This window comes from Acinetobacter sp. SCLZS86 (assembly GCF_021560715.1).
GTDB classification, from domain to species: Bacteria; Pseudomonadota; Gammaproteobacteria; order Pseudomonadales; family Moraxellaceae; genus Acinetobacter; species Acinetobacter towneri_A.
The window spans coordinates 37,967-61,000 of record NZ_CP090864.1 but is presented as its reverse complement, the minus strand read 5'-3'; the positions used below and the strand labels follow the sequence as shown (position 1 = coordinate 61,000).

Sequence of the window (23,034 nt, the reverse complement as noted above, 5' to 3'; positions counted from 1 at the left end):
CAGTTTTATTTCATGAATTCGAATAGCACACCTCAAGACGATACCATTGACTTAAAAGAATTATTCTTTTCTTTGCTGTCGCAATGGAAGCTCATTGCTCTATGTACACTCCTTAGCCTCGTTTTCGCTCTCCTTTACTTAAAAGTAACGCCAAATGTCTACTCAACGGATGCTATGATTCAGGTTGAGGACGCTAAAGGTGCTGGTGCGGCAGCTCTTTTAGGGGATTTAGGAAGCGCACTACCTGGAGGAGTGGGTGGAAAGTCAGCTGCAGATGCGGAAATTGAAATCTTAAACTCGCGCAAAGTACTCGGACAAACCATACAAGACTTAAAGCTAGATATTCGCATCACCGATGAACAAAATAGCCTGACGCATCGTTTGCTCAACACAGTTCAAAGTAAAGTTATCTATAAAAATAATGTTGTGACTTGGCAAGATAAAAAAAATGTATTTGTTATTCAATCTTTTGATGTGCCTAATTTTTATCTAGATAAAAAGCTCACATTAAACTTTATCAATGGACAAGAGTTTAGCCTGTCTTATAAAAAAGATGTTGTATTTAAAGGAAAATTAAATGCGATCAATCAAAGCCTAGATCAGAAAGGTTTATGGAAAATTCAAATTTATGCGAAAAACCCTATATCGCATGATTTTTCAGTCACTAAATTATCTATGCCTTCAGCCGTACAATGGATTAAAAAAGATTACGGTGTAGCGGAAAGAGGTAAAAACTCTGGTGTGATTGGTCTTAACTACAATGGTGAAGATAAAGAACATATCACACAAGTACTTAACCACATCTTAAATATTTACCAAGCACAAAATATTGAACGTAAATCACTGGAATCGGCTCAAACATTGAGCTTCCTTGAAAAGCAACTGCCTGAGTTAAAACAACAACTCGAAGACTCTGAAATTAAATTTAACCGTTTCCGAGAACAATACAACACAATTGATGTAACACAAGAAGCGGAGTTAATGCTAAAGCAGAATGTTGAGCTAGAAAAATTAAAAATCCAACTACAACAGCAACAAGCAGAACTCTCTTCAAAATATACGCCTGACCACCCATTAATGTCAGCAATTAACGCTCAACTTTCTGAAATTAACAAAAAAACTTCAGAAATGACTCAATCCATTAAGCGTTTACCTGAAACCCAGCGACTGTACTTACAACTGTACCGCGATGTTAAGGTAAATACTGAGTTATACACCGCGTTATTGAATAGCTACCAACAACTCAAAATTGCCAAAGCAGGTGAAATTGGTAATGTCCGCATTATTGATACTGCAATTGAACCTGTAAAACCAATTAAACCTAAAAAGCTCATCACATTAGTACTTGCTATTTTTGTAGGTGGCTTCTTGGGCACATTATTAGCCTTACTGCGTAATATGTTGCGCTCAGGTATTAAAGACTCGAATCAAATTGAAAATGAGCTTGATTTACCTGTTTATGCCACTGTACCGCATTCACCTGTGCAAGAAAGCCGTATTAACATTCTGAAAAAGAAAAAGAATATTCCTATTCTTGCGGTGAAACACAGTGATGATATTGCCATTGAAAGCCTGCGCAGCATGCGTACTGCTATTCACTTTGCTTTAAGCAGTGCCAAAAACAATATCATTATGATTTCTGGCCCTGCACCAGAGTTGGGTAAATCGTTTATTTCAACCAACCTAGCCACCATTTTGGCGCAAAGTGATAAGCGCGTATTATTGATTGATGCCGATTTACGTCGCGGTTATATGCACAAATATTTTAATTACGACCCTAAGCCTGGCTTAACCGAATACCTGAATGGTCAACACGAGTTAGGCAATATTGTACGCAGTACTGAAGTTGAAAATTTAAGCATCATCAGTCGCGGCAAAAGCCCTGCTAATCCGTCAGAATTGTTAAGTACGCAAAAATTTGCAGATATGCTAACGCACTTGTCGAGTCAGTTTGACCATATTCTGATTGATACCCCGCCAGTTCTTGCGGTCACCGATGGGATTATTATTTCACAATATGCGGGTGTGAATTTGGTTGTGGCACGTTATGCCAAGACGCAAATGAAAGAGCTTGAAATGACTGTCAACCGCTTTGAACAAGCTGGCGTTAAAGTAAACGGCTTTATTTTGAATGATATTCAACGTGAAGCGGGTGGCAGTTATGGTTATAACTATGCTTATGCCTATAAAGCTAATAAGGATGAAGATTGATTTATTCAATCTAACCTTTTTGCTGGTGCTAGGCTTCCTCCACTGTCAAAGATGAGCTATAAGGCAAAAGCCACCAACGTTAAAATCCCTCCTAACCTCCCTTTAAAAAAGGGAGGAATGTTTCATTACAAAGCCTCTGCTTGTGCTAGCCTCCCCTTTGAAAAAGGTGAGCTATATGCTCGTGCTAGCTTCCCCCTTTGAAAAAGGGGGATGGAGGGGGATTAAAAAAATCTAAAAAGATGAGCTATGTATGTCACAAGAAAGCTAATTAAAAATAAACCACTTTTTAAAACAAAGAATAAAAAACCATGCAACCCTATAACAAAAATTTAAAATATAACGCACGACAGTTAAGAAACAATATGACCGAAGCAGAACAAAAACTCTGGTTACGACTGCGTCAAAAACAACTCTTGGGCTTACAGTTTTACCGGCAAAAGCCTATTCTGAATTTTATTGTAGATTTTTACTGTCCTGCGGCAAGTTTAATTATTGAATGCGATGGCAGCCAACATTTGAACGAAAAAGGCTTAAAGTATGATTTATTACGTGATCAGGCTTTAACACAGTTAAATTTAACGGTGTTAAGATTTAACAATTTACAAATTTTGCATGAACTCGATGCAGTCGTCCAAACGATTGAAAATGTGATTTTAAGTCAACACGCTGATAATCCCTCCTAGCCTCCCTTTAAAAAGGGAGGAACATTCATTACAAAGCCCTTACTTGTGCTAGCCACCACCTTTTACAAAAGAGTTTTCTGTTGAAATTTACAACAATACTCAACAATTCACATTGCAAAAATCCACTCAAAAACCTATCTTGTTTACAGTTTATAAACGCTGAGTATATATAAGCATGTTTGCACCCAAAGCGCTGCTGGCGACACTGGCATTAAGCTCCTCCTTCACCTTTGCCCAAGGCATTGTCTTAAATGACCAAAACTTACGTACCGATTTAAACTGGCTAAATCAGCAAGGCGTGATTCAAATTAGTACGTCAACTTGGCCTATGAGTGGTGATGAAATTCAACGTGTACTTTCTCAAGCCAAAGTCAGCAACAACAATCAACAAAAAGTCATAGATGCAGTGGTGGCACATTTAAATACCAATAACAAACTGCTCAAAGCCTCGCTTTTTGCAGAAACAGATCAAAAAAATATTCCACAAGCCTTTGGCGACCAACAAAAAGCGCAATATCAGGCAGGCTTGGAACTCAATGCAGGCAATCAACACTGGGATGCTAAAATTCGGGTCAATGCAGAAAAAGACCCACAAATTGATAACGATCAAGATGTCAATGTTGAAGGTTCCTATATTGCAGCCAAACTTTGGAATCAATGGCTCATTGGAGGGCAAATTCCAACCTACTGGGGGCCTGCCCATGACGGCAGTTTAATTCGTGGCGATGCTAGCCGCCCAGTTTACGGCGTAACTATGCAACGTGCTGAACAACAAGCTTTCAGCAACAAATGGTTGTCATGGATTGGTCCATGGCAATATCAGGCCTTTGCAGGTCAGTTGCAGGATTATGATGCTGTACCCGATGCCAAATTGATTGGGTTACGTGTCACTGCACAACCGCTACCTTATTTGGAATTGGGGGCTTCACGTGCCTTTCAATGGGGGGGTGAAAATCGTCCAGAAAGTTTTGACTCATTCTGGGATGCGGTGATTGGTAAAGATAATGTGTATGGAGATACTCCTAACCCATCTAACCAAGTGGCGGGCTTTGATGCACGCTTAAACCTACAGCCATTGCTACAAGTGCCAATGGGTGTTTATGCACAATATGCTGGTGAAGATGAAGCAGGCGGCTTACCTTCAAAAAAAATGTATTTGGCTGGGGTAGACTATTCATCAAGCTATCAGAATATGCCTTTCCAACTCTATACCGAATGGGCTGACACCCGTACCAACGGTAAGGGACAAGGTATCACTTATAATCACAGCACCTATACTGATGGTTTCTACCAACATGGCTATCCTTTAGCGCATGCTATTGGCGGTGATGGACAAATGATTTCAGTCGGTGGTGATATCCGTCTAGACCGCCTAAACCGAGTCAATGCACGTATGCTGTTTGCCAAATTTGATCAGGCGGCTAATCGACGTGCGAGAGGTGAAACCAACCAAGCTTTCCCAGAAAAAGATCAGTTAAAAGCTTTGGATTTGACTTGGACACACTATTTACGCCCAGATATTCCACTTAAACTGAATGGCTGGATTAGCGATTCAGATGTCCATGGCAATGATGGTGGTGCATCGATTGGCATTGAATTTCCTTTAGAAAAAGGGCTTTTTTCATATTAAGTCTACCCGCTAGACCGAAATACTTCGTGGATGAGATCGACACCGATTTCATCCATTTTTTGAGATTAAAAATTCAGCGCAACTCAATTATTTAACGCAAAATTTCAGGCAATGCCTTATAACTACCGCTTTTGCTTAATTCAATTTTCATTTTTTGCAGCATTTGATACGGTTGCTGCTGCACAAACATATTCACAAAACTTAAAGGAATCGAGCCTTCAGGGTTGGCATAGCCATAGGTACTGACTTTGACTTTGTGATTACCCAGTTTCTGAAAGGTCCAGTCGCCTTCGTAATCCTGAATACGCACATAATCTGGGCTCAAGGGATAGCCGCCCTCAATGGCTTTATTTTGAATACTAACCATACCTTGCGCATCTTTAGTCATTTTACCTTTGACCACCAAATCACGATCTTTTAGTGGAAAAGGAAAATCCAGCACCATATACAGCAAGAACTCACCTTTTTGGTCATCACGTGACAGGACTTTGACACTGCCAACATAAGGCACCCATTTCACGGCATGATCAACATCTAAAATTAACGCAGCAGCTTTTTCTAAAGGTACATTGAAGGTGGTTTCGGCCTTATACAAAAACACAGGGCTAGACTGTTGTTGAAAGGTCCAGACTTTAATATTGTTTTTATGTATACTCAGTTTGGCATGTTCAATATTTTGTGCAGAGGCCACACAAATACAGCTGCTTAACCCAAGCATCAGCAGAGTTTTTTTCATTTTATTTTGCATCTTATTTTAGTTTTAAATGGGGTCTGATGCTTCATCATCCATGGCATCAGACCCTAGTTTTAGCGGTAGATTGAAAATTGTTCAAGTAGTTTTTATCTATTTCGGATTCCTGCGCAGTTTTTAAACTTGAATATCGTTAAAGCCTAGCACATCTTTCATGTCGTATTTACGCGCTTCGCGTCCCACCACCCACGCTGCAGCACGCACGGCACCTGCAGCAAAATTCATGCGGTTGGTGGCTTTGTGGGTAATTTCCACACGCTCGCCATCGGCAATAAACATCGCAGTATGCTCGCCCACAATATCGCCACCGCGAATGGTTTGGAAACCAATGCTCTTCCGTTCACGTGGTCCTGTGTGTCCTTCACGGCAGTAAACAGCGTCTTGTTTTAAATCACGACCTAAGGTTGCTGCAATGGCTTCACCCATCATTAATGCCGTGCCTGATGGTGCATCGACTTTATGACGATGATGCGCTTCAATCACTTCAATATCTACACTATCACCAAAGACTTTCGCTGCCAATTCCAGCAGTTTAATGGATACGTTTACCCCAACTGAATAGTTGGCGGCATACACCACTGGGGTCTGTTGAGCCGATTCTTCTAAGAGTGCTTTTTGTTCATCATTCATGCCTGTGGTGCCAATCACAATCGCCACGCCTGCTTCACGACAAAGCTTTAAGTGCTGTGCTGTGGCGGCGGGTGCGGTAAAGTCGATTACGACATCACAATCAGCTAATACCTGTTCTAGGCTGCCCACGACTTTCACACCGAGTGTACCTACACCTGCCAACTCTCCTGCATCTGTCCCCAAGAGACTGCTTTCTGGACGTTCTACTGCGGCTGCCAACTGGTAGCCTGCTTCTTGAACGGCTTGAATTAAGATGCGTCCCATACGGCCGCCTGCGCCTAATACACCAATGCGTGGAGTTGCTGACATAGCATATTCCTAAAATAGATTCTAAATTGTGCTTACTATATCAAAACTCGCTGCCTAGACTAAGTTTGTCAGCCAAGTTTCTGGGTTTATTTTTATCGGAAAGCAACTGTGACAGTATGCTAAAGGTCACTTTAAATGCCACTGGCAAACTTTTATCAAAGCGATGCTAAAAATTTATCTGAAAATGCTCATCTTTTATTTTTATTTCACAAATTTGCAAACTTGTATGCGCAGACTAGCCTGCACGAATGATAACAACTGCACAAATTAAAGGGGATTTACATGCATTCGAAGAACATTGTATTGGCATTATTGTTAGGCATGAGCACAACATCCGTATTTGCAGAGCCTGCACTTCAAGAAGGGGATACGCTGGAAAGCCTGTCTAAAGTCCGTATTAGCGTGACACTACAAGAACCACTTGCTGTTGAAGTTGATACACCTGAACTAGAACAAACAGCACCAACGGAACATGGGGTTGTTGCAACCGCTCAGCCACAAACTGCCGTTGAAACAGCAACGACTGAAATGGTTGATGTTTTAGAGATTGATGTACCTGAAGTCGAATAAGCGTGCAGCAGATACAACAAAGGCGATCTTCAAGATCGCCTTTATTTTTGAGTTTAGATCAGGTTGTGCTTCGACATACCTAATCTAAGTTTCCTTAATCAAACAAACGATCAAAGAAAGACTTCTTCTTTGGTGATGACTGACTGCCCTCACCTTCCATCGTCGTCTGTAATTCTTTTAACAGTTCACGCTGACGTGCAGTTAAATTCACAGGTGTTTCCACCACAATACGGCAGAGCAAATCGCCTTGCATACTGCTACGCACAGGTTTTACCCCTTTACCACGCAAACGGAATAATTTACCCGTCTGTGTTCCCTCAGGCACTTTCAGGCTCACGCGACCATCTAGAGTCGGAATTTCAATTTCCTTACCTAAAGCAGCATCGGCAATACTGACAGGTACATCCATATATAGGTCGGCACCATCACGCTGGAAGATTTCATGCTCGCGCACCACTACTTCTACGTATAAATCTCCTGATTGACCATCACGAATCGCTTCACCTTTACCCGTTAAGCGTACGCGGTCGCCATTGTCCACCCCTGCAGGAATGGTCACTTCAAGAGTTTGTTGACGGTCTGACACCCCCGAACCATGACATTTTTTACATGGATTCTTGATGATTTTGCCCTGACCACGACAGGTACTACAGGTTTGCTGTACCGAGAAGAACCCTTGTTGTATGCGTACTTGACCCGCACCATGACAGGTTGGACAAGTTTCAACATCATTTGGATTTTCTGAGCCTTTACCATCACAAGCGTCACAAGGCGCAGGTGCTGTAAAGGTGATGGTTTTCTTGACGCCTTTTACTGCTTCTTCAAGCGTGAGTTCCATCACATAGCGTAAGTCTGAACCACGGCGTTGACGTTGCTGACCACGCCCACCGCCACCGAATGCACCACCGAAAATATCACCGAACTGGCTGAAAATGTCTTCTGCACTAAAACCACCGAAGCCGCCAGCACCACCGCCCATACCACCTTCAAAGGCTTGATGCCCCATACGATCATACATGCTGCGTTTTTCGCTGTCCGATAAAACTTCATAAGCTTCCGCAGCTTCTTTAAATTTCTCTTCGGCTTCAGGATTGTCTGGGTTGCGGTCAGGATGATATTTCATCGCCAACTTACGGTAGGCTTTTTTTATTTCATCATCACTAGCGGTTTTAGCGACACCCAAAACCTCATAATAATCACGTTTAGCCATGTCTGGCGATGCTCCTCACGGAATTCTAATTAAAACTGAACTGATGTGTGAAATTGGGGTAAAACTGAGTTTTACAAGGGTAGACTGCTAAAAATTTTAGCTGCCTGCTGAATACACGCGAAAATTCCTTAGAATACGGCTTTATTTTTCAAAAATTTGGATAGCCCTTTAATCCAAGCATTGATTAAAAACAAGAAGGCAATCACGGCAAAGACGACACCTGCCACGGTGCAAGCTTTGACCCATAAAAAAGCATCCCAGGGAAAGAAAGCCAATGGAATAAACCACAATGCAGCAAACAGTGCCAATACACTGTAAATCAGCACATTGCGCATGACCCATAAAGCCTGCGCCTGTAACCAGACTTCAGTGCTATCGACCAGAATCACTTTACGCGCATACCAATAAGCTAACGCGCCGCTCACCACAGTAAATAAAGCAAAAAACATAAACACGTAAGAGATCGCAACCGAACGGCGCAACTTTAACAAGTTATCTTGCTTCATAATGTGATTAAACCCCATCTGTGCCATGCTTTATTTTTTAATCTGGCGCATGCTGTAACGTATGCAAAGGCTGAAAAATATAAGGTGCTACTATATTGAAATTTTCCAAGTTTCGCACCCGTTATTATGTCACTTTTACAGATTATGTGGATTTTTTTTCACTTTAAACCACTGGGCGTATAACGCAGGTAAAAAGAACAGAGTTAATAAGGTCGCCACAATTAATCCGCCCATAATCGCCACAGCCATCGGGCCAAAGAAAATACTGCGAGAAAGTGGAATCATCGCCAAAACAGCCGCTAATGCTGTAAGGACAATTGGACGACAACGGCGTACCGTGGCGTTAATAATCGCATCCCACTGCGACTCTCCTGCCCGAATATCCTGCTCAATCTGATCAATTAAAATCAAGGAATTGCGCATGATCATGCCCGATAAGGCAATCGTGCCAAGCATCGCCACAAAACCAAAGGGTTTGTTAAACAGCAACAGGAACAATACCACACCAATAATGCCAAGCGGCGCAGTCAAAAATACAATGAACGCACGAGACATGCTACGCAGCTGAATCATTAACAAGGTCATCACCACTGCAAGGAAAACTGGCATGCCTGCATTGACTGACTTTTGCCCACGTGCCGACTCTTCAACTGTACCGCCCACTTCAATTAAATAGCCATTTGGCAATTTTTCACGCAAGGCTGCCATCGGCTCAGATAATTCGGCTACCACCGTTGCAGGTTGCAGATTGCTACGAATATCGCCACGTACGGTAATGGTCGGCAAGCGGTTACGATGCCAAATTAAACCTTCTTCAAAACGATATTCAATTTGTGCGATTTGCGCCAACGGCACCGATGTTCCACGTGAAGTAGGTATGGCCAAGCTGCTTAAAGATGCGACATCTAGTCGCTCGGTTTGATCGCCACGTAAACGAATTTCAATCAGTTCACGTTTTTCACGATACTGGTTGATTGCGGCGCCACTGATAGAGCTATTGAGGAAGTTAGCCAAATCTAGACTCGACACTCCCATTTGACGGGCACGGTCTTGATCAATCTGCAATTGAATGACTTTGCTCGGCTCACCCCAATCTAAATGCACATTGGTGCTGTTTGGGTTGGCACTGATAGTGGCTGCGACTTGCTGCGCCCATTGACGTACTTGTGCCAAGTCTTCGCCTGACACGCGAAATTGCAATGGATAACCCACAGGCGGACCATTTTCCAATAACGACACCCGAGTACGCACCTCTGGCAATAACAAGCGAATTTGCTCTGATAAATTACGACGAATTTCATTGCGGTCTTCTAAGGACGATGCCAACACCACAAATTGGGCAAAACTGGCCTGCGGCAATTGCTGATCTAAGGGCAAATAGAAACGCGGTGAACCTGTGCCGACATAGGCCACATAATTGTCGATACCTTGTTGTTGTGCTAAAAACTTTTCAACTTTTTTAACGGCTGCTTCTGTGGCTGTTAAGGATGCACCCTCTTCAAGTTTTAAATCGACTAAAATTTCTGCCCGATTGGAAGGCGGAAAGAATTGCTGCGGTACCAATTTAAACATGGCAATGGATAGGACAAAAATGGCCACGGTCGCTGCAATGACGGTTTTACGATAGCGTACACAGCTATTGACCCAACCTCGAAACACTTGATAAAAGCGGGTTTGATAAGGGTCGTGTAATTCACCTGTTGGCTGTACCACAGGCTGCGGCTCAGCTTGTTTGCCTAAACGCGCCAAAAGACGTTGATACCACGGCGCTCGCTGTGCATGACGCTGAAAATCTGGCAATAATTTATCGCCAAGATAAGGCACGAATAGCACGGCAGCAAACCAGGACACCACCAAAGCAATGGTCACCACTTGGAAAATTGAACGGGTATATTCCCCTGTACTTGAGGCTGCTGTGGCAATGGGTAAAAAACCTGCTGCGGTAATCAATGTTCCAGTCAGCATAGGAAAAGCAGTCGTTCGCCACGCATGACCTGCCGCTTGCAAGCGACTATAGCCTTGCTCCATCTTAATTGCCATCATTTCAATGGCGATAATGGCGTCATCCACCAATAATCCGAGCGCTAGAATAAGCGCACCGAGTGAAATTTTGTGCAGACCGACATCAAACAAATGCATACCTGCAAAAGTCATCGCCAAAACCAGTGGAATGGAAAATGCCACCACCAAGCCAGTACGAAAACCCAATGAAAAGAAGCTGACCAAAAGCACGATAATCACCGCCTCAGCCAAGACTTTCATAAATTCATTGACGCTGTGTTTTACCGCTACAGGTTGATCAGAAACTTTTTGCAGTTGCATGCCTAAAGGCAAAGTTTTTTGCAAACGGGCAAATTCTGTTTCCAGATTTTTCCCCAAAGCCAAAATATCTCCGCCTTTACGCATCGACACCGCAATGCCAATGCCGTTTTCGCCCATAAAGCGCATACGTGGTTGGGCAGGTTCGCTAAACCCACGATAGACCTCGGCAACATCGCCCAGTTGAATGGTGGTGCCATTCACCAACAGCGGCATTTGTTTCAGCTCATCAACACTGTTCAATGCACCGCTGACACGGACCTGAATACGGTCTGAATTGGTTTCAAAAAAACCTGCGCTTGCCATGCTGTTTTGTTGTTGTAAGGCTTGCTGAATCGCGCTAACAGGAATGCCGAGTTGTGCAGCTTTGGTATTAGACAACTCAATCCAGATTTTTTGGTCTTGCAAACCGACCAAATTGACTTTGGCCACATCTTTGACCCGCTGCAATTGTAGCTGCAAACGGTCGGCATATTCTTTGAGGGTGGCGTAATCATAGTCTGCGCCTGTCAGCACATAAATATTACCAAAAGTGTCGCCAAATTCATCATTAAAAAATGGGCCTTGTACCCCTTGTGGCAATTCATGGCGAATGTCATTGACCTTTTTACGCACCTTATACCAGACATCTGGAATTTGGCTGGAACGCATGGAATCTTTGGCAATAAAAGTCACCATGGACTCGCCCGGACGCGAATAGGCCATGATGCGTTCATAATCGCCCGTGCTCATCAATTCTTTTTCAATACGGTCAGTGACTTGTAAGGATACCTCTTTGGCACTCGCTCCTGGCCAATAGGTTTGAACCACCATCACTTTAAAGGTAAATGGCGGATCTTCACTTTGTGCCAATTTGGAATAGGAAAAAATCCCGACAATACCCAACAGCAACATCAAGTAGACCACTAGACCTTTATTTTTCAGCGCCCATTCGGATAAGTTAAAATTCATATTTTAACGCTCCGTCTGTGTAGCAGCAGGAGCTGCCTGAGCGGTTGGATTGACCGCCTGTACAGCTTGATTGTCACGGTTAATTGGGCGGATTTTTTGTCGATCACGCAGTAAATGTACCCCACCCATCACCACATAATCTTGCGGCTGCAAGCCACTGAGTACAGGCACGCTGTCCCGTCCATAAGCGCCCAAGGTAACGGGAATTTGGCGAACGGTTGAATCTGGCTGTAAAACCAAAACAAAAGCTTGTTGCCCCGTTGCCGATACGCTAGATAAAGGTACATATAAACCCTGATTGGCTTGGCGAGTCAGAAATACCCGCGCACTTTGCCCCAATTGAATCTGTGCATTGCCTTCGCGTAAAGCCACTTTGACTTTAAAAGTACGCGACTGATCTGCCGCAGGGGAAATTTCACGAACCTTACCTGTAAAACGGCTATCAGGCTGTGACCATAAACTGACCGTTGCCTCTTGCCCGACCCGAATATCAGCAACTGCTTGTTCAGGCACCCCAATCACGACTTGACGTTCTCCATCAATCGCCAATTGATAAGCGACCTGCCCTGCCGCTAAAACCTGCCCAACTTCAATATTGCGTTCAGTAATCACGCCATTTTTTGTGGCCCGTAACTGGTTATAGTCGGTTTGATTACTACTAACCGCATAATTGGACTGCGCCTGTTTCAACTGCGCCATGGCATGTTGATACTGGTTTTTGACTGCATCATATTGCGAGCGGCTGACTGCATTCATGGGTAACAATTGCTGAAAACGCTGCAATTCATCACTGGCAACTTTTGCAGCAGATTGCGCACTTTCGAGTTGCGCTCGTGCGGCATTGAGCTGTAATGCTGCATCTTGCACATCCAGTTTTGCTAAGACTTGCCCAACCTTAACCTGATCTCCCACATCGGCAAAACGCTGTGTAACTTGCCCTGCTACCCGAAATGCTAAAGCAGTTTGCTGACGTGCTTGTACCTCGCCTGCATAGCTTTTTTGCTCAAGATGTAAACTGCTAGGCTGAGTCACCATCACCAAAGGGACTTCCTGTTCAACCGCGGTTTTTTGCTTGCTGCATCCCATTAGGGTGATACAGCACAGCAGCATCAGGCTACCAATGAGATTCTGAGTCGTATTCATCAGGTTTGCTCTTATTTAAACGTTTTTATTAGGGCAGAATACGGTAGGGTTTGCTGACACTTCGTCTATGTTTGCGACATGAGAGATATATCTCGCAAGGTTTTTTAGCTGATATAAGGCATGAGGCAGGAAACTTAGTCATTCTAAGTAACTGACTCATAACGTAATAGCAGTAAAAAAAATGCTCACCCCCTTGCGCAGCAAACAAAGCAGCACTTTGTTCTTGCTCATGTGGCTAAAACTTTCTCAGATTGCTTTATGAAACTTGGTAATAGTCTCGCTATTCCCTGCGTTTCATGCCTGATCTGCTCAGTTTTAGCCTACAGCGCAAGCCATTTATGAAGTGCGTGCAAACCCCTATATTAAATTGATTATTTTTTAATTAATATACCACTAGGTACATTAATTAAAACTGAAGCGTCATTTTCTAGTTGTACTGATGCAAATTAGGAGGAGCATGTGCAGATTCATGTCGGACGACCCAAAGATTTAGAAAAACGCCAACGTATTTTAATGTCGGCAAAACACTTGTTTTTAAAGTTGGGCTTTCATGGTTCGAGTATGAATCAGATTGCACGTGAAGCAGGCGTGACCAAATTAACGGTGTATAATCACTTTCAAGACAAAGCCACCTTATTTTCCTGTGCCATTGAAGAAACCTGTGAAAGTCTGCTCAAAGCACAGCCTTTGGACTTGACTGCACATCGCAATTTTAAGCAGGCTTTATACCAAGCCTGTGAACTGTCCTTGAACTTGGTCAATATGCCTGAAGCGATTAAATTAGAGCACTTGCTGATGGAGCTGGCCTCGGAGCAAAATCCGTTGGCATTGCAGTTTTACAATGCCTCACATGCCAAACTTCGCGCGATGTGGGAAAGCTTCTTTCGTCAAGCAGCAGAATTGCAGTTTATTCAGGCCGATGAACCTAAAACACAAACTGAATTGATAGTTTCCTTACTGCATGGTTTACGTCACCACGAAGTTTTACTCGGTGTACGTGCCGTGCCCGATGCTGCACAATCTCAAAAGATTATTGAAGATGCGATTGGTATTTTTATGCTGCGTTATGGCTGAGCAAGCTAATTTTGCAGCCTCATCATGCGAAATCTAACTCTCACCTTACACATATACGAATGATCAACTGACTCATATCTCCGCCCTGTATTCCTCTCCTAAATACTGCCGCTTGGCTCTATAACTTCAGATGCGCAAATTCCATGCAACTTTTGTAGATAGCCCGCTTGGATTGTGTCTAAATCGGGGTATAGTCTTAACAGAGTAAAAACACAGAACATGGAGAACAACGAATGATTCAACAAATTGATGCTCCTCTACGCGATGACGTACGCTTACTTGGCAATTTATTGGGTGAGACCCTCAAGTTACACGCAGGACAAGATTTGTTTAATCAGGTCGAACAAATTCGTGCTTTATCTAAAGGCGCGCGCGATGGACAAGCCGAAGCTGAAAAACAACTCGAACAACTGTTTTTAAGTCTAGAAGATGACGAAATCTTACCGCTCACCCGTGCCTTTACCCACTTTTTGAACTTTGCCAACATCGCCGAGCAATATCATGTGGTGCGGAGTCGTCGCCAAAGCGAATTTGATGAAAATGGCGTTTCTCCAAACCCACTCGATCACTTATTCCTCAAGTTTAAAGACAACCAAATTTCTGCAGAAACCCTCTATCAACAAGTCTGCGAACTGAAAATTGAATTGGTTTTAACTGCGCATCCGACTGAAGTCAGCCGTCGTACCCTGATTCAAAAATATGACGATATTAATGACTGCCTGTCTAAAATGGATCAACAAAAACTGACGCCACGTGAACGTCAGGCAGTTTTGGCAGATTTAAAACAGCTCATCAGCTCAGCTTGGCAAACCGATGAAATTCGCCAACATCGCCCAACCCCTGTCGATGAAGCCAAATGGGGCTTTACCACCATCGAACAAACCCTGTGGAATGCAGTGCCTAAATTCATACGTGAATTAGACAGCATTGTGCAGGAACACTGTGGGCAAAGCCTGCCGCTGAACGTTGCGCCTGTGCGTTTCGCCTCTTGGATGGGCGGTGACCGCGATGGCAACCCCAATGTCACCCATAAAGTGACTCAAGAAGTATTGTGGTTGTCGCGCTGGAAAGCAGCAGAACTGTATTTACGTGATATTGAAAACCTGCGTTGGGAACTTTCCATTCAGCAATGTAGCCCAGAATTGGCAGATGCTTTAGGACATTCCCATGCAGAGCCGTACCGTGAATATTTACGCGACACCCGTGAACGCCTAAAAGCCACCCGCGACTGGTTAGCAGCAAAATTACAAGGCAAAGATGCTGATGACAGTTTGGTGATTAAAAACAAAGACGAGTTGTTACAGCCTTTATTACTGTGTTATCGCTCGCTGACGGCTTGTCAATTGTCAGACATTGCGAACGGCAAATTGCTAGATTTAATACACCGTGTGAATTGTTTTGGTATTGAATTACTAAAACTGGATATTCGCCAAGAGTCAGGACGTCATCGCCAAGCCATTTCTGCCATTACCGAATATTTAGGTTTAGGCAATTTTGAAACTTGGACTGAACAAGCGCGTCAGAACTTCTTACTTCAAGAACTGCAAAGCAAACGTCCGTTATTGCCAAAATTCATGCAGGAACCTGCAGAAAGCCTGATTCAACATCCCGATGTGCAAGAAGTGTTTGCAACAATGCGCACGTTGGCTGCGCAGCCGCAGGAAAGCTTGGGCGCTTATATTATTTCCATGGCGGAATATCCAAGTGATGTGTTGGCGGTGTTATTGCTACAAAAAGAAGCAGGCATTCAGCATCCTTTACGTGTGGTGCCGCTGTTTGAAACCCTGAAAGACTTGGATGGGGCTGCCCAGACCATGAATACCCTATTTAATATGCATTGGTACAAACAGCATATTCAGGGTAAACATGAGGTCATGATTGGCTACTCAGACTCCGCCAAAGATGCAGGTTTTATGTCTGCCAACTGGGCACAGTACCGCGCTCAGGAAGAACTGACTGCGGTAGCGCAGCAACATGCTGTGCAACTGACTTTATTTCATGGTCGTGGTGGTTCCATCAGCCGTGGTGGTGCACCGACTCAACAAGCACTGTTCTCACAGCCACCGGGTTCTATTTCAGGTGCAATTCGCGTGACCGAACAAGGCGAAATGATTCGTTTTAAATTTGGACTTGAAGGGGTTGCCTTACAAAATCTGGAAGTCTATACCGCTGCCACCTTAGAAGCGACGCTGATGCCACCGCCTGTACCAAAAGCAGAATGGCGCGAGCTCATGCATAACATGACTGAACTTTCGGTACAGGTCTACCGTCAAACTGTGCGTGAAAATCCCCATTTTGTGAAATATTTACGCACCGTTACGCCAGAGCTAGAATTGCAGATGTTGCCGCTCGGTTCACGTCCTGCAAAACGTAAAGTCAGCGGCGGAATTGAATCCTTACGTGCCATTCCGTGGGTGTTTGCATGGACGCAAATCCGTCTGATGCTACCTGCTTGGTTAGGGACAGGCGCGGCAATTAACCAAACAATCGATCAGGGACAAAAAGCCACTTTAGATGAAATGCTCAGCGATTGGCCTTATTTCCAGACTTTAATTGATATGTTGGAAATGGTGTTGTCTAAAGCCGACAGCAATATTGCATTGTATTATGAGTCTAACCTGACCGATGACGAAGACCTGAAAGAACTCGGTGAGCAACTGCGTCAACGCCTGCGGGATGCCGTAACAACGCTACTGACTCTCAAAGGGGAATCGCAATTGCTCAGCAGCAATGATGTGCTAGATCAATCGATGCGGGTGCGTAAACCGTATTTATTGCCGCTGCATTTGCTACAGGCAGAGTTGATGAAACGTCGTCGTTTATATTTGGCAGAACAGAATGCCGAACATACCCCTGTCGATCATGCCCTCATGGTAAGCATTGCAGGGATTGCAGCAGGCTTACGCAATACAGGTTAAGCCTCTACGAATAGATAGCACAACAAGCAGAGTCTGTACTCTGCTTGTGGCTCATTCACTTAGAAATGGCATGGGCAGATTGCTGTATAAAAGGGTCACTAAAAAAATCATATAAAACATGAAAACTGGCATTTTTTATGATTTCTGAGCTACCTTCTTTGAATTATGCTTATGATTAAATATCTGATAAAAAATATGAACATTGACTATTTTCTGGGTCAAATGACAGTACTCACAGATGTGTTTACCATTAGCTCTATGTTCTACAAGCTTACTGCTGTTTAAACGCATTATTATCTTTGAGGGCACCCTTGCCTGCTGAGTGGTCTTTTACGGTGGTTCTGTGCTGACCTTGCTCATTATCATCCCCTATACGCCCGTTTTTTAGCCCTATACGTTGCATGGCGAAAAACCAGCCTAAATTATGTGCAATTAAATTTATTCTTAGTCTGTTTTCATCCCATTGATGCAGCAATACATTCTTTAAATTTATAAATAAAATTACTTATTTATATTAAATGCAATTTTTAACAAATAGTAAAATTTAATCCTAAAAATAAGCAGCCGGTCAGTTTCCTCGCAAAATTTTTAAAAAATTTATGCAATACAAGAGTATGATGTGCTCAATTTAGCTTTTGAGTGCTCACTTTATGTCCAATTGGTTTCCCAAATGGCGCCCCTATGAGGGCAGCATTGATGCACGTCCTGTAGGGACCAATGAGTATCTACCGCCTGCACAAACCGTTGTCTTGGGAATACAACACGCGTTTGCCATGTTTGGTGCTACGGTACTTGCACCTTTCTTAATGGGCTTTGATCCGAACCTTGCCATTTTAATGTCAGGGATTTGTACCATCCTGTTCTTTTTCATGACAGGTGGGCGTGTGCCAAGTTATTTAGGTTCGAGCTTTGCCTTTATTGGGGTAGTGATAGCTGCCACAGGCTATGCAGGTGCAGCAGGTGGTTTAAATGCCAATATTGGGGTCGCGGCAGGCGGGATTATTGCCTGCGGTATTTTATATGCTCTGATTGGCTTTTTGGTGATGGCTACAGGCACCCGTTGGATTGAAAAATTGATGCCACCTGTGGTGACAGGTGCCGTGGTAATGATCATTGGTTTAAACCTTGCCCCAGTTACAGTCAAAGCCGTTGCAGGCAATCCATTTAATATGTGGATGGCATTGGTGACTGTGCTATGTATGGGCATAATTGCTGTATTTACCAAAGGTTTACTGCAACGCCTCTTGCTCCTAATTGGCTTACTCATGTCGTATCTGATCTATTTTGTAGTCACCAATGTCATGGGTTGGGGTACGCCAATTAACTTCGCACCAATTCAGCAAGCCGCGTGGTTTGGTGTTCCAGACTTTCACGCGCCTGTATTTGATGTGAATGCCATGCTGATTATTGCCCCAATTGCGTTCATTTTGGTGGCAGAGAACTTGGGACACATTAAAGCAGTCGGTGCCATGACAGGTGAAAACCTCGATCCACACATTGGTAAAGCCTTTGTCGCAGATGGTGTTGCCACAACACTCGCAGGCGGTGTCGGTGCACCAGGTATGACCACTTATGGTGAAAATATTGGCGTGATGGCTGTTACCCGCGTGTATTCCACAATTATTTTTGTGGTGGCGGGGGTCTTTGCAATTTTCCTTGGCTTATCACCAAAATTTGGCGCGATTATTCACACCATTCCTACCGCTATTTTAACGGGTGCTTCAATTGTGGTCTTTGGTTTGATTACCATTGCTGGCGCAAAAATTTGGATTGAAAACAAAGTCGATTTTTCTAAAAACAAAAATCTGATGGTGGCTGCCGTGACCATTATTTTAGGAACAGGCGACTTTGCGCTGCAACTGGGCAGCTTTAACTTGGGTGGGATTGGTACAGCAACTTTTGCAGCCTTGTTCCTAAACTGGTTCTTTAGTTTGCGTGATCCATCCTAAGCAGAACTTGTAGTCATTTGCTTGAACCTAAGCAGATGCCGAAACAATGCAAAAAGACCGAACAACAGTGATTGTTCGGTCTTTTTTTAGCTCAAACGGTCTGTCTAGAATAAACCGTTTTTAAGAGATCATGCTTTTACTTAAGGCTTATTTCTGTTTTTTAAGCTCTTGCTTAAGTTGCTTCAATTTGCCTTTATGTTTTGAAATCTTTTTCAAACGTGCTTTGATTTTTTGCTTCAAAGATTTAACTTGCTTAGCCATGGTATTACTCCTTAGTAAGGCTATTCGTTGCCATTGTGTTGTTTCACAAAACTACGAATAAATTTTCTTAATTCACGAGCAGCACTAGTATCAAGTTCTTCACATAAACGAATAAATTCATCACGTTCAGTACTATTAATACGAATTAAAAGTTGTCCATCTTTCTTGCCTGTCTTTATTTTTTTGATTTGCTCGTTCATTGCTGATCTCTCCAAAATAAAGACTGCTTCGCAAAAGATGTATATACAATATATATACTTTTTAAAATAAAGCAAACTTACAATGTTAAAAAATGTAATAAAATCAGATTCTTTTTTTTACCACGACTTTATAACAGCCGTCAAAGTCAAGACAGGCAAGGCTTTGCGCTTAAAGCTGCCAGCAGAAAAAATAAGCAAATTATTTTTAAAAATTATGGTTTGAAAACCAAGATGGCATACAAATAGCGGTTTTACCGCGTAAATATAAAGTTTGGGCTGCGGTTGAAGCATCACCCAAACTTATAGATAAGACCAGTTAGGGACGAAATTCTTTTAATTCACGCTGAATAAAATGCTGAATCATATCGTGATATAAACGCTCGACCATGTCTGGATCGACTGCATGTTGCACGGCCAAAGCACGGACTTTTTCAATCACTTCTTTCACGCGCTGTGGCGACTGTACATCATCCACAGTCTGTTTATGGCGCATCGCCTGATCGACATAAAACTGACGCGATGCAATCAATTCAATTAAAGCCACATCAATTTGGTCTATTTTGTCACGTGCTTGTTGTAATGATTTTACTTTTTCATTGTTCATGGGCTTGGGCTACACTTTCAGTTTCGGTTTCACTCTTATACTTTTCTTCTAACACATTACTGAAAATACTTTCAATCATCCACACCCGATATAAGCTATTAAACACGTATCTTTGCCCATCTATACGCAATTCCAACACAGGAAAATCAGGCTGAGATTTCATTTCACACAGCATATCATTTTCTTTGAGCAACTCAGTCACATCCGCTGTGGTCATTTGATCTAACTCGAGTTCACGCTGCATACGCTCAAAATGCGCTTTAAAGGACAAATCCTGCCCCCTTGTCCATACCGCCTGCAAAATGCGATATATGGCATCGACACGCTGTTCTTCAGGCACACTGTAATACAGTTGCGCCATTTGATAAGTCGCCTGCTCGGTCGGGCGGCAAAATGGCGTAAACGCAACATCGGTACGTTTAGATAATCGCGTCGCCAAACTCCAGTCAAAGCAGTCACGCCCATGATAGGACAATGGATACACATTCAAATGGATATTGTAATAGGCAGCTAATTCCTCTTTGATATACGCCAATAACAACCAAGAAATCGGGTCTTCTAGTGCGATGTATAAGTCCAATTCAGGGTCAAGTGCCTGAATTTCATTGAGTTCTTCGGCATCACTAATTAAATGCTCACACCATTCAATGTGATTGATCAAGAAAATCGGATTATCGGTGAGTAATTTTTGTTGTTTTAAACGGCGGGTTAGACGCAATAAATCATCTACGGCATGATATTTACGTCCACCAAATTCAAAATAACTGGCCAATACAGGTACATCATCAAAAACCCTTTCAGGAAAATCCTGAATTTGATGATGACGGCTGGCCATGGCATATAAGGTGCGTAATTTACCCGACTGCTTTTGCCACAGCATATGGAACACATCTTCGAGTAAATACAAGAAATCCTGACCACGTAACGGAGTATGCCGCAAAATGGCTTCTGCCTGCATTAAGGCCTCTGCAGTCGGTGGTTCAGGGGTATCGTGAAAACTAAAACGATGCTGTTTGGCAAGAATTTGTGCATCTTGAATACAATAATTTTGCCATTCTACAGCCGACATTTGATTCGGTGCATCGCCACTTTGCCGCGAAATCACCACGGTTAAAGGTTTTAACTCATCGGCCAGAATATCTTCTAATTGCGGCAACTGCTGTACCGCCAAATAGCTATATACATCATCTAGACGTAAATACACACTCAGTCCGTGTTCCGTGGACAACACCGCTTGCCGAGATGGTTTTTGATAAAACCATCTGGATCGGATCGGATCGAACCAACGGCGTAACAATGACATGAGATCAGCCTCTAAAAAGAAAATCCTTGTGGTTTAGGGACAAGCCACATGCAAATCATGTGCGCTCGTCCTTCAATACTACACAAGGATTTATATCAATTCATATAAAAATGAGCAATTAAACCTCTAAATTCAGATCAGTCACTGCACCTTTTTCTGCACCCGATGCCAATTTAGCAAATTTCGCCAATGCACCATGGGTATAGTTTGGCTTTGGTTTGACCCATGCCGCTTTACGCGCTGCCATTTCCTCTTCCGACACATGCCAAGTCATTTCACGGGTTTCAGCATTAATCGAAATTTTATCGCCATTTTTCACCAAACCAATTGGCCCACCTTCATACGCTTCTGGGGTCACATGTCCAATCACAAAACCGTGACTACCACCCGAAAAACGTCCATCAGTAATTAACGCGACTGAATTACCCAAGCCCTTGCCAATAATTGCAGAAGTCGGTTTCAGCATTTCTGGCATACCTGGGCCACCTTTAGGGCCTTCGCCGCGGATCACAACCACTTCACCTTCTTGCACTTCGCCATCTAAAATGCCGCGCATTGCACCAATTTCACCTTCAAAGACACGCGCAGGGCCTTCAAAATACAAGCCTTCTTTGCCTGTAATTTTTGCCACTGCACCCGTAGGCGATAAGTTGCCTTTTAACACCACCAAGTGTGAATCTTTTTTGATTGGTGCATCAAACGGTAAAATAATGTGCTGACCTTCAGGGTAATCGGCAACATCGGCCAAATTTTCTGCCAAAGTTTTACCTGTAACCGTTAAGCAAGAACCATCAAGCATGCCTGCATCTAGCATGCGTTTCATCAATGGTTGAATTCCGCCAATGGCAATTAGCTCCGACATTAAATACTTGCCCGATGGACGTACATCGGCCACGACTGGGGTTTCCTGACCAATACGCACGAAATCATCCAGTGTGAGTTCAACCCCTGCAGAATGTGCCATGGCAATTAAATGCAGCACGCCATTGGTCGATCCACCCAAAGCAATCAGCACTTTAATGGCATTTTCAAAGGCAGATTTGGTCATAATGTCACGTGGTTTAATATCCAAACGTAACAAATTCATGACTGCTTCGCCTGCACGTTGGCAGTCATCCATTTTATCTTGAGAAACAGCTTCTTGTGCCGAAGACCCTGGTAAACTCATGCCCAATGCTTCAATCGCCGATGCCATAGAGTTCGCGGTGTACATGCCACCACACGAGCCTGCGCCCGGCAAAGCCACTTCTTCGATCTGCTTGACCTGAATTTCGTTAATTTCGCCTTTGGCGTGCTGACCCACGGCTTCAAATACCGAAATAATATCGGTGTGTCCTGCACCTGGTTTAATCGTGCCGCCATACACAAACAAGCCCGGACGGTTTAAACGCGCCAATCCCATAATGCAGCCCGGCATGTTTTTATCACAGCCACCAATGGCAATCACACCATCATAGGCCTGACAGCCCACCACAGCTTCAATTGAGTCGGCAATGATTTCACGTGAAACCAGTGAATATTTCATACCCTCAGTGCCGTTCGAAATACCATCTGAAATAGTGATGGTATTGAAAATAATGCCTTTACCACCTGCCTGATTCACGCCTGTTTCTGCTTCACGCGCCAAGCCATCGATATGCATATTACATGGGGTGACATTGGCCCAAGTCGATGCAATGCCAATAAATGGACGAGTAAAATCTTCATCCTTAAAACCCACCGCACGCATCATGGAGCGTGCAGGTGCATTTTCAATGCCTTCATAGACTTCGGCTGAATGTTCGCGGATATTCTGTTTACTCATGGCTGATT

18 protein-coding genes are annotated in these 23,034 nt (G+C 43.4%); 7 read left to right on the top strand and 11 right to left on the bottom strand.

Annotated elements, in window-relative coordinates:
* Positions 1-12: 12 nt before the first annotated feature.
* The 3 genes from LZP46_RS00240 to LZP46_RS00230 all read left to right on the top strand — a co-directional run bounded on the left by LZP46_RS00240 (position 13) and on the right by LZP46_RS00230 (position 4,524).
* Positions 13-2,211, top strand: a complete 2,199-nt coding sequence (locus LZP46_RS00240; protein WP_236094313.1) for a polysaccharide biosynthesis tyrosine autokinase — start codon at positions 13-15, stop codon at positions 2,209-2,211.
* 308 nt (positions 2,212-2,519) lie between these two features.
* Positions 2,520-2,894: an endonuclease domain-containing protein gene (locus tag LZP46_RS00235; protein ID WP_136143550.1), complete on the top strand. Its 375-nt coding sequence runs from the start codon at positions 2,520-2,522 to the stop codon at positions 2,892-2,894.
* Between the two features lie 175 nt (positions 2,895-3,069).
* Positions 3,070-4,524 (top strand): capsule assembly Wzi family protein, encoded by a 1,455-nt coding sequence (locus tag LZP46_RS00230; RefSeq protein WP_236094312.1) that lies wholly within the window; start codon positions 3,070-3,072, stop codon positions 4,522-4,524.
* Positions 4,525-4,615: 91 nt separating this feature from the next.
* Here LZP46_RS00230 and LZP46_RS00225 read toward each other — a convergent pair whose 3' ends face one another.
* A complete protein-coding gene (locus LZP46_RS00225) occupies positions 4,616-5,260 on the bottom strand; it encodes an START domain-containing protein (RefSeq protein WP_236094311.1) in 645 nt (214 codons plus the stop codon).
* A gap of 132 nt (positions 5,261-5,392) precedes the next feature.
* The gene (gene dapB, locus LZP46_RS00220) at positions 5,393-6,214 is read right to left on the bottom strand and encodes a 4-hydroxy-tetrahydrodipicolinate reductase (RefSeq protein ID WP_178318997.1); all 822 of its coding nucleotides are present in this window, start codon (positions 6,212-6,214) and stop codon (positions 5,393-5,395) included.
* A gap of 282 nt (positions 6,215-6,496) precedes the next feature.
* Between dapB and LZP46_RS00215 the strand changes: the two genes are divergently transcribed.
* Positions 6,497-6,784, top strand: coding sequence for a hypothetical protein (locus tag LZP46_RS00215; protein ID WP_236094310.1), 288 nt, complete (start codon positions 6,497-6,499; stop codon positions 6,782-6,784).
* A gap of 94 nt (positions 6,785-6,878) precedes the next feature.
* On the opposite strand, the gene dnaJ is transcribed toward LZP46_RS00215, so the two are convergent.
* From dnaJ to LZP46_RS00195, 4 genes are all read right to left on the bottom strand, one after another.
* Positions 6,879-7,994: a molecular chaperone DnaJ gene (gene dnaJ, locus LZP46_RS00210; protein ID WP_236094309.1), complete on the bottom strand. Its 1,116-nt coding sequence runs from the start codon at positions 7,992-7,994 to the stop codon at positions 6,879-6,881.
* Positions 7,995-8,122: 128 nt separating this feature from the next.
* Positions 8,123-8,500 carry a hypothetical protein gene (locus LZP46_RS00205; protein ID WP_236094308.1) on the bottom strand — a complete coding sequence of 126 codons (378 nt, stop codon included), beginning with the start codon at positions 8,498-8,500 and terminating at the stop codon, positions 8,123-8,125.
* Positions 8,501-8,635: 135 nt separating this feature from the next.
* Positions 8,636-11,770 (bottom strand): efflux RND transporter permease subunit, encoded by a 3,135-nt coding sequence (locus tag LZP46_RS00200; RefSeq protein ID WP_236094307.1) that lies wholly within the window; start codon positions 11,768-11,770, stop codon positions 8,636-8,638.
* 3 nt (positions 11,771-11,773) lie between these two features.
* Positions 11,774-12,913, bottom strand: coding sequence for an efflux RND transporter periplasmic adaptor subunit (locus LZP46_RS00195; RefSeq protein ID WP_236094306.1), 1,140 nt, complete (start codon positions 12,911-12,913; stop codon positions 11,774-11,776).
* 459 nt (positions 12,914-13,372) lie between these two features.
* Here LZP46_RS00195 and LZP46_RS00190 point away from each other — a divergent pair, with 459 nt between their 5' ends.
* Both LZP46_RS00190 and ppc read left to right on the top strand, forming a co-directional pair.
* A complete protein-coding gene (locus LZP46_RS00190) occupies positions 13,373-13,987 on the top strand; it encodes a TetR/AcrR family transcriptional regulator (protein WP_236094305.1) in 615 nt (204 codons plus the stop codon).
* 233 nt (positions 13,988-14,220) lie between these two features.
* Positions 14,221-16,905 carry a phosphoenolpyruvate carboxylase gene (gene ppc, locus LZP46_RS00185; protein ID WP_236094304.1) on the top strand — a complete coding sequence of 895 codons (2,685 nt, stop codon included), beginning with the start codon at positions 14,221-14,223 and terminating at the stop codon, positions 16,903-16,905.
* Between the two features lie 271 nt (positions 16,906-17,176).
* Here ppc and LZP46_RS16280 read toward each other — a convergent pair whose 3' ends face one another.
* Positions 17,177-17,308: a hypothetical protein gene (locus LZP46_RS16280; RefSeq protein ID WP_268920073.1), complete on the bottom strand. Its 132-nt coding sequence runs from the start codon at positions 17,306-17,308 to the stop codon at positions 17,177-17,179.
* Positions 17,309-17,555: 247 nt separating this feature from the next.
* Here LZP46_RS16280 and LZP46_RS00180 point away from each other — a divergent pair, with 247 nt between their 5' ends.
* Positions 17,556-18,854, top strand: a complete 1,299-nt coding sequence (locus LZP46_RS00180) for a solute carrier family 23 protein (RefSeq protein ID WP_179995246.1) — start codon at positions 17,556-17,558, stop codon at positions 18,852-18,854.
* A 281-nt stretch (positions 18,855-19,135) separates the two neighbouring features.
* On the opposite strand, the gene LZP46_RS00175 is transcribed toward LZP46_RS00180, so the two are convergent.
* The 4 genes from LZP46_RS00175 to ilvD all read right to left on the bottom strand — a co-directional run bounded on the left by LZP46_RS00175 (position 19,136) and on the right by ilvD (position 23,026).
* A complete protein-coding gene (locus LZP46_RS00175; RefSeq protein ID WP_004970356.1) occupies positions 19,136-19,315 on the bottom strand; it encodes a hypothetical protein in 180 nt (59 codons plus the stop codon).
* Between the two features lie 316 nt (positions 19,316-19,631).
* Positions 19,632-19,919 carry a chorismate mutase gene (locus tag LZP46_RS00170; protein WP_019837337.1) on the bottom strand — a complete coding sequence of 96 codons (288 nt, stop codon included), beginning with the start codon at positions 19,917-19,919 and terminating at the stop codon, positions 19,632-19,634.
* Positions 19,909-21,222, bottom strand: a complete 1,314-nt coding sequence (locus LZP46_RS00165; RefSeq protein WP_236094303.1) for a hypothetical protein — start codon at positions 21,220-21,222, stop codon at positions 19,909-19,911. Before LZP46_RS00165 ends, LZP46_RS00170 begins: the two co-directional genes overlap by 11 nt.
* Before the next feature lie 118 nt (positions 21,223-21,340).
* A complete protein-coding gene (ilvD, locus tag LZP46_RS00160) occupies positions 21,341-23,026 on the bottom strand; it encodes a dihydroxy-acid dehydratase (protein WP_236094302.1) in 1,686 nt (561 codons plus the stop codon).
* Between the last annotated feature and the right edge of the window lie 8 nt (positions 23,027-23,034).

Coding starts and splice junctions, on each gene's coding strand:
- LZP46_RS00240 (WP_236094313.1), top strand. CDS start 13: ATGAATTCGAATAGCACACCTCAAGACGATACCATTGACTTAAAAGAA.
- LZP46_RS00235 (WP_136143550.1), top strand. CDS start 2,520: ATGCAACCCTATAACAAAAATTTAAAATATAACGCACGACAGTTAAGA.
- LZP46_RS00230 (WP_236094312.1), top strand. CDS start 3,070: ATGTTTGCACCCAAAGCGCTGCTGGCGACACTGGCATTAAGCTCCTCC.
- LZP46_RS00225 (WP_236094311.1), bottom strand. CDS start 5,260: ATGAAAAAAACTCTGCTGATGCTTGGGTTAAGCAGCTGTATTTGTGTG.
- dapB (WP_178318997.1), bottom strand. CDS start 6,214: ATGTCAGCAACTCCACGCATTGGTGTATTAGGCGCAGGCGGCCGTATG.
- LZP46_RS00215 (WP_236094310.1), top strand. CDS start 6,497: ATGCATTCGAAGAACATTGTATTGGCATTATTGTTAGGCATGAGCACA.
- dnaJ (WP_236094309.1), bottom strand. CDS start 7,994: ATGGCTAAACGTGATTATTATGAGGTTTTGGGTGTCGCTAAAACCGCT.
- LZP46_RS00205 (WP_236094308.1), bottom strand. CDS start 8,500: ATGAAGCAAGATAACTTGTTAAAGTTGCGCCGTTCGGTTGCGATCTCT.
- LZP46_RS00200 (WP_236094307.1), bottom strand. CDS start 11,770: ATGAATTTTAACTTATCCGAATGGGCGCTGAAAAATAAAGGTCTAGTG.
- LZP46_RS00195 (WP_236094306.1), bottom strand. CDS start 12,913: ATGAATACGACTCAGAATCTCATTGGTAGCCTGATGCTGCTGTGCTGT.
- ppc (WP_236094304.1), top strand. CDS start 14,221: ATGATTCAACAAATTGATGCTCCTCTACGCGATGACGTACGCTTACTT.
- LZP46_RS16280 (WP_268920073.1), bottom strand. CDS start 17,308: ATGCAACGTATAGGGCTAAAAAACGGGCGTATAGGGGATGATAATGAG.
- LZP46_RS00180 (WP_179995246.1), top strand. CDS start 17,556: ATGTCCAATTGGTTTCCCAAATGGCGCCCCTATGAGGGCAGCATTGAT.
- LZP46_RS00175 (WP_004970356.1), bottom strand. CDS start 19,315: ATGAACGAGCAAATCAAAAAAATAAAGACAGGCAAGAAAGATGGACAA.
- LZP46_RS00170 (WP_019837337.1), bottom strand. CDS start 19,919: ATGAACAATGAAAAAGTAAAATCATTACAACAAGCACGTGACAAAATA.
- LZP46_RS00165 (WP_236094303.1), bottom strand. CDS start 21,222: ATGTCATTGTTACGCCGTTGGTTCGATCCGATCCGATCCAGATGGTTT.
- ilvD (WP_236094302.1), bottom strand. CDS start 23,026: ATGAGTAAACAGAATATCCGCGAACATTCAGCCGAAGTCTATGAAGGC.